General features: G+C 49.3%; 10 protein-coding genes. 3 read left to right on the forward strand and 7 right to left on the reverse strand.

The annotated features are described in order from the left end of the window. Positions 1-76 precede the first annotated feature (76 nt). On the reverse strand, positions 77-478 hold the full coding sequence (locus B076_RS0105270) for a hypothetical protein (RefSeq protein WP_028486394.1): 402 nt from the start codon (positions 476-478) through the stop codon (positions 77-79). A 154-nt stretch (positions 479-632) separates the two neighbouring features. Further along, complete coding sequence (locus B076_RS0105275) at positions 633-917, reverse strand: helix-hairpin-helix domain-containing protein (protein WP_038150433.1); 285 nt, start codon at positions 915-917, stop codon at positions 633-635. Positions 918-1,139: 222 nt separating this feature from the next. Here B076_RS0105275 and B076_RS0105280 point away from each other — a divergent pair, with 222 nt between their 5' ends. Both B076_RS0105280 and B076_RS12985 read left to right on the forward strand, forming a co-directional pair. Then, on the forward strand, positions 1,140-1,778 hold the full coding sequence (locus B076_RS0105280) for a transporter substrate-binding domain-containing protein (RefSeq protein WP_157753518.1): 639 nt from the start codon (positions 1,140-1,142) through the stop codon (positions 1,776-1,778). Between the two features lie 137 nt (positions 1,779-1,915). Then, positions 1,916-4,837 carry an EAL domain-containing protein gene (locus tag B076_RS12985; protein ID WP_407635176.1) on the forward strand — a complete coding sequence of 974 codons (2,922 nt, stop codon included), beginning with the start codon at positions 1,916-1,918 and terminating at the stop codon, positions 4,835-4,837. 130 nt (positions 4,838-4,967) lie between these two features. Here the strand turns inward: B076_RS12985 and B076_RS0105290 are convergent, their stop codons facing one another. The 4 genes from B076_RS0105290 to B076_RS12990 all read right to left on the reverse strand — a co-directional run bounded on the left by B076_RS0105290 (position 4,968) and on the right by B076_RS12990 (position 10,701). Further along, on the reverse strand, positions 4,968-6,185 hold the full coding sequence (locus tag B076_RS0105290) for an efflux RND transporter periplasmic adaptor subunit (protein ID WP_051347190.1): 1,218 nt from the start codon (positions 6,183-6,185) through the stop codon (positions 4,968-4,970). Between the two features lie 4 nt (positions 6,186-6,189). After that, entirely contained in the window at positions 6,190-8,556 is a 2,367-nt protein-coding gene (locus tag B076_RS0105295; RefSeq protein ID WP_245566322.1) for an ABC transporter permease, read from the reverse strand. Positions 8,557-8,560: 4 nt separating this feature from the next. Next, positions 8,561-9,316, reverse strand: coding sequence for an ABC transporter ATP-binding protein (locus tag B076_RS0105300; protein WP_051347191.1), 756 nt, complete (start codon positions 9,314-9,316; stop codon positions 8,561-8,563). 155 nt (positions 9,317-9,471) lie between these two features. Continuing rightward, positions 9,472-10,701 carry a hypothetical protein gene (locus tag B076_RS12990; protein ID WP_051347192.1) on the reverse strand — a complete coding sequence of 410 codons (1,230 nt, stop codon included), beginning with the start codon at positions 10,699-10,701 and terminating at the stop codon, positions 9,472-9,474. A gap of 151 nt (positions 10,702-10,852) precedes the next feature. On the opposite strand from B076_RS12990, the gene B076_RS0105310 reads away from it, so the two are divergent. Beyond that, the gene (locus tag B076_RS0105310; RefSeq protein WP_211230183.1) at positions 10,853-11,482 is read left to right on the forward strand and encodes a GDSL-type esterase/lipase family protein; all 630 of its coding nucleotides are present in this window, start codon (positions 10,853-10,855) and stop codon (positions 11,480-11,482) included. A gap of 92 nt (positions 11,483-11,574) precedes the next feature. Here B076_RS0105310 and greB read toward each other — a convergent pair whose 3' ends face one another. Then, positions 11,575-12,093 carry a transcription elongation factor GreB gene (gene greB, locus B076_RS0105315; protein WP_028486401.1) on the reverse strand — a complete coding sequence of 173 codons (519 nt, stop codon included), beginning with the start codon at positions 12,091-12,093 and terminating at the stop codon, positions 11,575-11,577. Positions 12,094-12,098: the final 5 nt, after the last annotated feature.

The following is a 12,098-nucleotide window of genomic DNA, read 5'->3' on the forward strand; positions in this document are numbered from 1 at the left end:
GTTCTAATTTTTACCTTTTCAGTCAAAACCACCAGGCCTGCCGGTTCATTAAGCAAAACAGCGTTTGATTGATGCTTTATTGCCGTTCTATGGCCAATCGGTACATCAGAACCGCGCTCAGCAAGGTTAAGGGCGTGAAAATCAGGGTCTCCACGGTCGTGTCCGCCAGAAAATTGCCCAGGGCGTTGATCGAAAAGGCGATGACCAGCACCCATAATACGAACTGCATGGCTCGACTGTTCTGCAAAGAGTGCAAAACGTAACCGGCTTTGGTCAGGACAATGCCGATAATGATTAGGTTGATAATGATCGCCTCGGTTTCAAAACGTTGCATCTGCTGCACACTCTCAAGCTTTCCGCCCCAGACGATGGCGTAGGGAATAACCTGTAAAATCACCAGTACATGAAAAAGTAGCAGTCCCGAAAAAATCGCTAACAAGCCGTGCACGGCCCATTTGAAATTGAGGTTTTGTATCATCTATAAAGTCTTTTTTAAACAGAAATGGGAAAGGGAACGAGTGTGCTGCGGCACACAGAATGTCTTCGTTGATTACTTTATACACCACTCCCGGGGTATTTCATAGTCATTAGCAAAATAAGTGGGGGTTGCTTTAGCGCCTTAAATAATGCTTTTAATTCGGGTTTGATTCTGTTTCTCTCTGGTCTTTCCAGAACCACCATTTCAGGCGTTCTGCCTCGGGTTCGGCAGTTTCGCAATAATAGACCGCACAACGGAATACGTACAGCAGACAGCGGTCAACCGGATGTCCCACCAGTTTTTGATAAGAGTCATACAAGTTTTGTGGGTCTTGGCCGCACAAATCCTGAGGGTGATGGATGCCGAGTCTATGTAGCTTTTGGGAGATCTTAGGACCGATTCCCGGAACGCTTTGCAGTGTGTCGTAGCTTTTGTTCATCACAATCCCCCTTTTGCAGCAGGTATTTTCGTTTTAAAAATGCATCATTGAAATCTATTTCAATATTCCACCAATTTGCAATTATAGGCAAAATAAATTGACTTTAATTGCTGTTTTTATAATAGTGGTTAATACTTAATTTGTTGCGGGCTATCGACCGATATGAGCACAAAACCAGATTCTATCCCTCTTTACAGGCTAAGGTTAGACAAGTATTTTGTTTTGCTTTTATGGTTTTTTACCGCTAGCTATTTCAGCCTTTTTAACCTTGCTCACGCCAATGAAGCTAATGAGCAGTCCCCTGATCGAACAGGGGAGTCTTTTGAGTCCGGCTTCCAGCTTTCCCAAACAGAAAAACAATGGCTAGCGGCACATCCGCGAATCAGCGTTGGCCACATGCGTGACTGGGCTCCTTTCAGTTTTGTGAATCAAAATGGGGTTTCGAGCGGCATCAGTGTCGATTATGTAAAGGCATTAAATAAACGTTTGCATGGGGCTTTGGTTTTAGAGCCTGGGAATTGGGCAAATCTGTACGAATCGGTTAAGCGCAAGCGTGTGGATGTGATTCTGGATATTACCGCAAAACCTGAAAGAGAAGCGTTTTTTAATTTTACGGTTCCTTACTTGGATATCCCCCATGTTTTTGTGACTCGGAAAGATCATAGCTCCTTAAATAATGTAGATGCGATGTCGGGAAAAACCGTGGCTTTGGAAAAAGGGTTTGGCAATGTCGAGTATTTTAAACGCCATTATCCCAAGATACTGATTCGCGAATACCCGACACCCATCAAGCCCTGGAAGCGGTTTCCAGAGGTGATGTCGAAGCCTATGCCGGAAACCGCAGTGTTGCGGTGTATTTAATGCGCCAGAAGGTCATGAGCAACCTCAAGGTGAATGGTGTCTTGAATAAAAAAGGCTCCATTTTGTCGATCGGCGTTCGTAAAGACTGGCCGATATTGAGAGAGATACTCAATCGGGCTCTGGCCGATATGACGCAAATGGAAATCCAACAGATTCATCAGAATTGGCTAGAAAGATACTATGATTCCGAGATCGCTTTAACTCCGGCGGAACGCCTTTGGCTAGAACAGCATCCCGTAATTCGTATTGCCTATGATGAGGCCTTTGTTCCCTACAGTTATAGAGGTCACGATCAGAAATTTGTCGGTGTTTCCATTGATATCGTTAAGGAGTTAGGTAAACGTTTGGAAGTTGAGTTTTCCGTTTATCCCAATGGCAACTGGTCTGAGTTATTTAAGGCGGCCAAAAAAGGTGGCGTCGATGTGATTGCCACCCTGGAAGAGCGCCCGGAAAGGATGAAGGATTTCAATTTTTCCCAACCTTATGTGTCTTTAAGCCAATATATGGTCACTCGGAAGTCTGAAATCCAGGCCTTCCAGCAACCTTCATCATTGACAGGTAAGACAGTGGCGCTGGTGCGTGATTATTCGACCGCAGCCCGAGCACTGCAAGAGGTGAAAGAGATACAGCCGTTGTTTGTTGAAAATTTGCAGCAGGCTTTTTATGCCGTCTCAACCGGTCAGGCTGATGCGACGATTGCCGATGCCGGAATGGCGCAACATCTGTTCGCTCAAACGGGTCTGCAAAACCTCGGTCTTGCCGGTCTTTATTCAGCAGATAAGTCATTGCAACGTTTTGGCGTGAGAAAGGATTGGCCCGAGTTGAGCTCCATTTTGGATAAGGCGTTGAACTCTTTAAGTTATCGGGACTACCTGTCGATTTATGCGAAGTGGCAGATTCAAGAACATATAGACACCTTGGAGGAGATGCGACCATTTAAGGATCGGCTGAGCAAGCAAGAAAAAGCGTGGTTGGCGGAACATCCCGTTGTGCGTTTAGGGTCCGATTACGCTTGGCCTCCTTTTGCCCAGGTGACACAGGACGGCAGCTATAAAGGCATCGTGGCTGATTATATGAAGCTTGTTGAAGCCCGTCTGGGCATCAAGTTCGAAAGCTCTCCCATACTGCCATGGTCAGATATTGTTAACAGCGTGAGCGCCAAACGTTTGGATGTTTTGGATGCTGCCCAAGCCACCAAGGAGCGTCAGAAGTCAATTCTATTTACTGAGCCCTATATCACTCAGCCGATTGTGATTTTGACACGCGATAACGTCGGTTATGTCAACGGGCTTTCCGCCTTGGCCGGTAAGACAGTCGCCTATGAACATGGATATGAACCATTTGAGCATGTTTTATCCCTACATCCAGAGATCAAACAACAAACTTATGCAAACAGCCTTCAGGCTTTGAGCGCGGTCTCCAGTGGAGAGGTTTTCGCCTATTTGGGTAACATCGCCACAGTCAGTTACCTGATGCGCAATCAGGCGATTACCAACGTCAAGGTGTCTGGCCAGGTTGAGCAACACTTTGAGCTTTCAGTTGGCGTTCGTAACGATTGGCCGCTTTTATTATCCGCGCTTCAGAAAGCACTGGATTCGGTGACGCTTGAAGAGAAAGATGCGATTTATCAAAAATGGGTCAAAGTGAAGCTCGACTCTGGATTGGGGTTTTGGAAGATCGTGCAATATCTTGCCATTGCCGTGTTGATTTTGTTGTTGTTTTTAGTCTGGAACCTGTTGCTGAAAAGAAAAGTTCGGGCCGTGACCGAGCAATTGCAATATCGCTCCTATCACGATGCCATGACCGACTTGCCTAATCGTTACTTAATCCAAGACCGGTTGAACCAGTTGATTAAGGAAGCGCGAAGAGAGGGTGAGTATGTCGCGGTCTTGACCATCGGACTGGATAACCTCAGTAAGATCAACAGCAGTTTGGGCTTTGCTGCTGGCGATCAATTTATTATTGAATTTTCCAAACGCATTCAAAGTAGCGTACGCACTGGGGATACGGTGGGACGATTCGACGGCGATACCTTCATTGTCTTGATGGGTGGCCTGAAGTCTCCCCGAGAGGTGGACAGGGAAGCGGAAAGCTTACTCAACCAATTTAGATTGACTTATATGGTAAATGGGCGTGAGTTGAACGTCACGGCAAGTGTTGGTATTGCACTTTATCCAACGGATGGTGTCGAGGTGCAAACCATGCTGCATTATTCGGGAGCCGCACTTCAATACGCCAAAAAGAATGGAAAGAATAACTTTTCGTTTTACACCAGAGCCATGAATGAGGTGGTCAATCGGAAGCTGCAACTGGATGAAGCCATGAGCGGCGCACTGGAGCGAGGTGAATTCCAACCCCATTATCAAGCCAAGGTCATTATTAAAACCGGTGAAATCTGTGGGTTTGAAATCTTGTTACGTTGGCACCATCCCGAATTGGGCTGGGTGTCTCCCGACGAATTCATTCCGGTGGCGGAAGAGAATGGATTGATTTTGCCGATTGGAGAATTTGTTCTACAGGAAGCGTTGAGGCAGCTTGCACTGTGGAAATCCGAGTTTGGTAAAAATCTGTCTATGGCGGTCAATTTATCCCCCGTGCAGCTAAGGGATTCGACTCTGGTCAATAAGGTCGAAACCATGCTGCGGCTTTCAGGGCTTGGTGCCGAGTTTTTGGAGCTTGAAATTACAGAAGGGGTCTTGATGGGAGAATGCCAACCGATTCAAACGAGCTTGAATGCATTGAAAGCGTTAGGTCTCAAAATTTCGATGGATGATTTCGGCACAGGCTACTCTTCATTGAGTTACTTACGAAAATACCCGTTCGATCTTATCAAGATCGATCGTGAGTTCATTATGGATCTTGAGGTGGCTCACCATAATAAGGAATTGGTTATCGCAACCATCGCTATGGCTCACGGTCTGGGGTTGCGGGTGGTTGCGGAAGGGGTGGAGACGGCACAGCAGCTTGCTTTCCTTGACGCACATGATTGCGATATCGCGCAAGGGTATTATTTCAGTAAACCGATCCCAGCTAATCAGGTGGGCAAATTATTTAATTGATCGAATGGATACAGTAGGTGGTATATCTTAAATTTTTAAAAGTGGTTTGATTTGCGGCAGGCCTGCCCAATTTGTTTTGAACAGGCCTGTCCAGAATACGGTTTAAGGTTTGCAGATCGTTAGATAGTTTTTATGACTGCCGTTCTTTCAGCCTGACACCATCTTCCACGGCATCACTGGGATGGTTGATGATGCGGTCGCCTTCTTTTAAGCCGCGCAGAATCTGCGCGTTCAGGCCATTACGCTGTCCAAGGGTGACCGTTTGCAGCTTGGCGCGTTCGTTTTTGATGGTGAACACTGCCCAGCCGTTTTGGTAACGGAACAGGGCACTGGAGGGAACTTGCAACACCTCGTCCTGATGCCAGAGCACAAACTTAGCTTCCACCCGATAGCCGTCTCCCAGTCGTTCCCATTCTTCGGACGGTGAGGTGAAATCCGAAATCACCAAGACGCGCTGTTCTTCAACGCCCAAAGCCGAGACTTTGGTAAAACCTACCGGTTCAATGTTGCGTACCAGACCTTCCAGGGGATGGTCACCTCCCCAGCGATCGAACAGCACTCGCATACCAGGTTTGATTTTGACTGCATCGGCCGATAACACATCCACTTCGACTTCTAGGGCGCCGGGATCGCCCACTTCCAGTAATGATTCTCCGGTGGTCACCGGGCCTTCACATTTGCGTGCGACCTTAAGAATTCGGCCGTCGATGGGTGAGGTCACCGGCACACGCTCAACCGTGATGTCGCTGGGCTGGGCTGCAGAGTATTCCAACGTGGTCAGAGCCGCTTGCAGTTCATAATCGGCGACCTCAACTCTGAAATCTGCTGAGCGTTTGGCGGCATTGGCCGTCAAGGATGCGGTTTTGGCCTGATCAAACGTCTCTTGAGACACCAGGCCTTTTTCGATAAGCGGTTGATAACGTTTGTATTTGTCACCGGCCAATTGCGCAGCCGCCTGGGCCGATAGCGCCTGCTGTTTGGCGGCTTGCAGTGCCGAGCGGGCGGCTAAAACTTGAGCTTCGGCTTGGGCGCGACTGCGAGGATCCAGCACTTGGGATTGCAAAGGGGTGATGCCCAGCAAGGTTTGCCCTTGTGTAACTTCGTCTCCCACCTTAAGGTGCATGCGGCAGGTCATGCCATTGACCGGCGAGGAGATGACGTAACGGTCTATCACGCGGGTTCGTCCTTCTTCCTCAATGGTCACCGTTAAGGGGGCGCGCTTAACCTGTGAGGCTTCGATCATTACCGGTTGAGGCCAAAAGCCCCAGGTCAGGAAAGCGATAGTCAGAATTGCGACCGCTAAAATGCCGGGATGGTTTCGTAAAGGTTGAATGAAATGCAGAGGCATGAATTTACTCCTTAGCCTTTAATACGGCGACCATATCAAGGTTTGCCAGATTGCGCCATATCATCATGGCAGAAATAATGGATGAGACAATCACCACCAGTGCCGCAAACGCATAGACGTGGGTGCCCAGTACCAGTGGAATACGGTAGAGATCGGTGGCGAATTCGAAAATCAGATATTGACACAGGGCGTTACCGATTAGAAAGCCGATGGGAATCGCCACCAGGGTCAGCAGGGCCAGTTCCCCCAAGAGGATGTAGGCAACCTCATTACGTTGGAATCCGAGAATTCTAAGGCTTGCCAGTTCACGACTGCGCTCCGATAGGGCGATGCGCATGCTGTTGTAGACCACGCCAAAGGCGATGCTGCCACCGAGCAGGGTATTGATGAAGGTGAAAAACAGGATGGTCTCGTTCATGGTTTCATAAAAACCTTCAATGGAAGATTTTTGCTCGACTACGCCGGCGATGCGGGGCAATTCTTTGAGTTTTCGGTAGACTTGATTTTGATGCAGTTCATCGACCTTAAGCAGGGCGCCGCTGATGGCATCACCTTCTTTGAGTAGGCGGTTTAAGGTGCTGCGTTGCAGGTAGACATTGACCCCCAGGTATTGTTTGGCAGTGCCGATGACCGGTACTTGGAAAGTCGGACGATTACCTTCCAGCACCTCGATGGTCAGCAGGTCTCCGGGTTGGATTTGTAATAACTCTGCCAGGTAATCAGTCATGATGACACCATCTTTGGGAACCTGTATCGTATTTAAATCGGTATCCAGTAAACGCATGAGCTGGCTGTCCGGTTCAATGCCTTGCACGCTGGTTCGGTACGTGCGATGTTCAAATTGGAGTCGGGCATTGACCATGCGAAAGCCTTCCGCCAGTTCGATTCCTTGAAGTCCCTGTAGAGAATAAAGTGATTTATTAGAGGTGGGTTCGGTGAAGATGGCCATCAGATCTTCACGCTGACTGAGGTTGTATTGCACGTCAATCATATGGTCGATGGCGCCTTTTTGAAAGCCTCCGACCATCATGGTGCCGCACGCCAGGCTGATGCCTAGCATGGTCAGAAAAGATTTGAACGGACGTCGTTCGATGTGTCTGAGAATCATCCTGGAAGGTTGAGAAAAACGTTTTTGAAGTCCCAGACGTTCCACGATGGTAGGACGAAATGCCGTGGGCTGTTCAGGGCGCATGCCTTGCGCGGGAGGCAATCTGACTGCTTTTTGAACCGCGAAGAGTGTGCCGCTAACCGCCACCACGATGCTGATGAGTGCAGCGCTGACGATAATCTGAGGTTTCAGTTCATAGAGGATAAAGGGGAGGCTGTAAGAGTTCATGTAAATCTTGCTCACCCCCTTGCCCATCCAGACGCCCACCGCGAGCCCAAGAAGCACGCCGATCAATACAATCATCAGCACCAGCTTGCTGTAATGCACGCCAACGGCCAGATTGCTGTAGCCAAAGGCTTTGAGTACGGCAATTTGTTCGCGTTCCAGACTGATCAGTCGGCTGACGACTACGTTCAGCAAAAAGGCGGCGACGCCAAAAAAAATAATCGGGAACACGGTCGCGGTGGTTTTTTGCTGTTCCAGCTCCTCGGACAGAAATCGATTGGAGAGTTGATCTTTGCGGTCGTAAGCACCGGTTCCGCCATAGGGCTTGAGTATGTCATCGAGTTGGTCAATCACATCCTGAGAATGCGCTCCCTTGCTAAGCGTCAAGGTGACATTATTGAAGGCACCTTCCATGTCGTATGCGCTGGCCAAAGGGTTGCGTGCCATCCACATTACGCCATAGCGCTCAAAGTCTGGAAACATAGCGCCGGGGGCGATTTGGTAAATGTACTCGGGTGAGAGGCCTGTGCCTACCACTGTCAAACTCTTGAGCCGACCGTTGATGGTGGCCTTGATTTTATCGCCGGCTTGCAATTTGTGCGCTTGAGCGAATTCTTTGCTGAGTATGATCTCATCGTCTCGTCCGGATTCGATCAGGCGGCCACTGTTGAGAAAGATCTGATTCAATAAGCCACGGCTGTTATCCGGCAGTGAGATCAAATGGCCGCTGACCGGTTCGTTAAAATCGGGTATGTCCAGATTGATGTAGGTCACCACCCGGGTTTCGACCTTATTGACTCCGGGAATTTCCTGTATGCGCCTCGCCACAGAGATGGGGGCACGTTTCAGGGAGGCAAACACGTCGGCAAAGTGATGCTCGCGGTAGTAGCTTGCCCGGGTTTCGGTCAGCGAATCCATGGTGCTCATAGACATGACGAATATTGACACGCCACCGACAATCACCAACGCGATCGCCAAGGCCTGCATGCGCATGGCCCAGAGTTCCCGCCAGAGTTTTTTATCGAGCGCGCGCATCATAACGTTACCAACTCAATTCATGCGGCGAGAGCCGCGTGTCATTGGTCGTAATCTCACTGATTTTACCATCGGTGATATGGATGACACGGTTCGCCATTTGTGCGATGCCGGCGTTATGGGTAATGATCGCTGTGGTGGTACCCAGTTTCTGATTGACTTGTTGCAGGGCTTCCAACACCATGATGCCAGTTTTGGAATCGAGTGCGCCGGTGGGTTCATCGCAGAGCAACACGTCGGGATTTTTGGCGATGGCGCGGGCAATCGCAACGCGTTGTTGCTCACCGCCGGAAAGCTGGGCGGGAAAATGATCCAGGCGTTCTCCCAAACCCACTAGGCTGAGCGCCTCTTCCGGCGTCATCGGATTCTTGGCGATTTCGGTGACCACGGCCACATTCTCTCGTGCGGTGAGACTGGGAATCAGGTTGTAAAATTGAAACACAAAGCCGACATGGTAACGACGATACTCGGTTAATTCGCTTTCGCTGGCATGGGTCAAATCCTGATCAGCATAGATAACATGGCCGTCGGTCGGCGTATCCAAGCCGCCAAGAATATTGAGCAAGGTCGATTTTCCACTACCGGAAGCGCCCAGCAATACGGTCAGTTCCCCCCGATACAAGTCCAAATCGATACCACGTAACGCCTTGACCTGAACCTCACCCATTTGATAGGTTTTGGTGACACCGTGGATGTGGAATACGACGTTCTCATTGAGCGGTTCGTGGGGAGATGGCGTGGAATTTGATCGTGTTTCGGACATGGCATTACCTCTGCATAAAAGTATAGCAGTTCGGCAAGCCGATGCCAGTGTGATATTCCTTAAATAAACAGGCCTGTTGAGATGAGACAGGCCTGTCGGTTTTGAGTGGGATTAAATAGGGGGCTAGGTTAACACCTTGGCGGATATTGAATGAATCACACCGCCAAGTCGATTTGTTGCACGCTGCCGGCCCCTTTTCCATCCTCATAGAGAAAAACCCCACTGCTGACCACTTGTCCCTGTAGCTGATTGGTTGGATCTTTATGGCTGAAAGGGGTGGTGATGTTTTGTAAAGCGATGGCCCCTATGTTGAGTTCCATCAATCCTTGTAAATGGTCGAGACCGTTGGCATCCTTATGCCAGATCTGCAATTGAGAAAACACCGCATCGTTTTCGTCGATCCAGCCGTTGCCATCGTCATTATAGTGTGCCAGATCGGCAAAGCCGTTGCCGCTTTGGGTGCCAAACAGTTCCTGTCCATCATTGACCTGTCCGTCAAGATTTTTATCCAGTGCCAAAAAACCGGAACCGGGCTGCACAAAGGAGACGGAGTCTTTTTGGCCATCCGCGTCAATATCAAATTGGACTTTCTCCAAGGTCAAACTCGCCGGGCTTCCACCGAAGTTCACGGTAAGTGGATCTTTCAGAACCAGGCCTTTTTCGCGTTCGACTGTGACTTGAGTGGAGAAGCTGCGGCTCATATGCATGTTGAGGTCAAATTTGATGGTTTTTCCATCGGTCGTTTTAACATGACCAAGTGCTTGGAAAGCACTCTGTTCTTGCTCGTGGTAGGTGCTCAATAGCTGCCAACGTTCGCCCAGCACCGAAGTTTGGCTGGCTGGGCGTTGAAAACCGCCAATTTCAGGCTGACTTAAGGCCGGGGCCTCAACCGGAAGCGAATCCGCAGAATCCGTATCACGCGGTTCATAGCCATAGACTTTGAGGTGATAGGGTTTGCCGGTCATCTTTTCCATCAGCGATTCAATCGCCTCGATCATCTTGATCAGGCCGGGCGGCAAGGAGGGTGCGTTAGCCACTCCTTGATTGTCCATCACATTCGTCTGGCCGTTATGCGACGAATTTTGAGGCGTCGATTTAAAATGTTCGCTTAAGCGCGTCAGCTGACGATCGTCTTGTCTATCCGGACGCCCCAGCGTATCGTTTAAAGAGGAAGCGCTTCGTGAGTTTTCCCCCTTGTTGTGTGAAGATCGATGGCTTGCGTGTTGTTCAAACAAGCTCATCGACTCAGTTTTGCTGGTGGCGGTTTCCGTGGTTCGGTTGTTGAGCATTCCGTCCACAAAGGTTTCGTGAATACGTTGGATTCGGCTTTCAGTTCGCGTGTAATGCTGCGCCGAAAGCTGAAGATTCTGGTCTAAAATTTTCATACGACAGTCCCGTTTTTTTAATGGATGTTCCATTTCTTGAGTTCATGGAATCTTGGGTTTTCCCTTGGGCTGTGTTTTTATAGGGTATATTTTTATTAAACAGTTAACGGCTGAAAGTGAAATAACTTGAGATATATGAGGGTTTTTAGAAATGAAACAGAGGTTGAATAGGGTGGGATTGCCAGTTCACATGAGTCTTCTGGCCACACTGTTATTGGTTTTAAGCGGATGTTCGGATCATAAATTGCTGCCTCTGGCGGAAAATGCCCAAATTCTGGCGTTTGGCGACAGTTTGACTTTAGGTGTGGGGGTGCCGTCTGCCCAGAGTTATCCAGCGATTTTGGCGCGTTTGAGTGGGCGTGAGGTGATCAATGCCGGCGTGTCTGGAGAAACCACCGCCCAGGGTCTGGAGCGCTTGCCCGAACTGCTGGAACGCCATCAACCTGCACTGCTGATATTATTGCAAGGAGGCAATGATGTGTTGAAAAACGTGCCAGCTGAAACCGTGGAAGCCAATCTTGGTCGCATGATTGATATGGCTCAGCAGAAGGGCATTGCGGTCTTGCTGGTCGGCGTGCCGGAGAAAGGGGTGTTTGCGGATACCGCAGATTGGTATGAAAATCTGTCGGACGACTACGGCGTGCCCCTTGAAGAAGAAATCGTCGCCGATTTAATGGGGCGTTTATCAATGAAGTCCGATTATGTGCATTTTAACGAGAAAGGTTATCAGGCCTTGGCTGAAGCGATTTATCAAAAATTGCAAGGCTCCGGAGCTTTGTGATTTCAAACAGCCGCTTGATTTTGCTGCGTTTGAATGAATCCGAACGTCATTGATTTAAAACATTGGTTTAAGAATGGACAGGCCTGCTTATTTTAAAGGTTTTCGCTAAAAGCTTGATATTGAATGACATTAATGTACCAAAGTCTTTTTCCTTCCGGCGTCTGTACCACCACTTCATCATCCACGACCTTGCCGATGAGTGCGCGCGCCATAGGTGAATTGACGCTGATGGCGTTTTTTTGTGGGTCGAATTCGTCGGCACCGACAATGCGGTAGCGGGCGATTTGACCCTCGTCGTTTTCCAGTTCCACCCAGGCGCCAAAAAAGACCTTACCGTCCTGTACGGGGGAGTATTCAACCACCTGAAGCACATCCAGGCGTTTGCGCAGGAAGCGAATGCGTCGATCGATTTCACGCAGACGGCGTTTCCCTTCTTTGTACTCGGCGTTTTCCGAACGGTCGCCGTGCGCGGCGGCTTCAGTTACTGCTTGTGTGACCTGTCGTCGTTCAACCCGCCATAGGTAATCCAGTTCTTTTTCGAGGGTGACGCGGCCTTCGCGGGTGATGAGGTTGGCTCTGGAAGGTGTCTTGGATGGAGTGTTTGTACTCATGCTGT

The organism is Thiomicrorhabdus chilensis DSM 12352 (genome assembly GCF_000483485.1).
Taxonomy (GTDB): Bacteria; Pseudomonadota; Gammaproteobacteria; order Thiomicrospirales; family Thiomicrospiraceae; genus Thiomicrorhabdus; species Thiomicrorhabdus chilensis.

Coding starts and splice junctions, on each gene's coding strand:
- B076_RS0105270 (WP_028486394.1), bottom strand. CDS start 478: ATGATACAAAACCTCAATTTCAAATGGGCCGTGCACGGCTTGTTAGCG.
- B076_RS0105275 (WP_038150433.1), bottom strand. CDS start 917: ATGAACAAAAGCTACGACACACTGCAAAGCGTTCCGGGAATCGGTCCT.
- B076_RS12985 (WP_407635176.1), top strand. CDS start 1,916: ATGGAAATCCAACAGATTCATCAGAATTGGCTAGAAAGATACTATGAT.
- B076_RS0105290 (WP_051347190.1), bottom strand. CDS start 6,185: ATGCCTCTGCATTTCATTCAACCTTTACGAAACCATCCCGGCATTTTA.
- B076_RS0105295 (WP_245566322.1), bottom strand. CDS start 8,556: ATGATGCGCGCGCTCGATAAAAAACTCTGGCGGGAACTCTGGGCCATG.
- B076_RS0105300 (WP_051347191.1), bottom strand. CDS start 9,316: ATGTCCGAAACACGATCAAATTCCACGCCATCTCCCCACGAACCGCTC.
- B076_RS12990 (WP_051347192.1), bottom strand. CDS start 10,701: ATGAAAATTTTAGACCAGAATCTTCAGCTTTCGGCGCAGCATTACACG.
- B076_RS0105310 (WP_211230183.1), top strand. CDS start 10,853: ATGAAACAGAGGTTGAATAGGGTGGGATTGCCAGTTCACATGAGTCTT.
- greB (WP_028486401.1), bottom strand. CDS start 12,093: ATGAGTACAAACACTCCATCCAAGACACCTTCCAGAGCCAACCTCATC.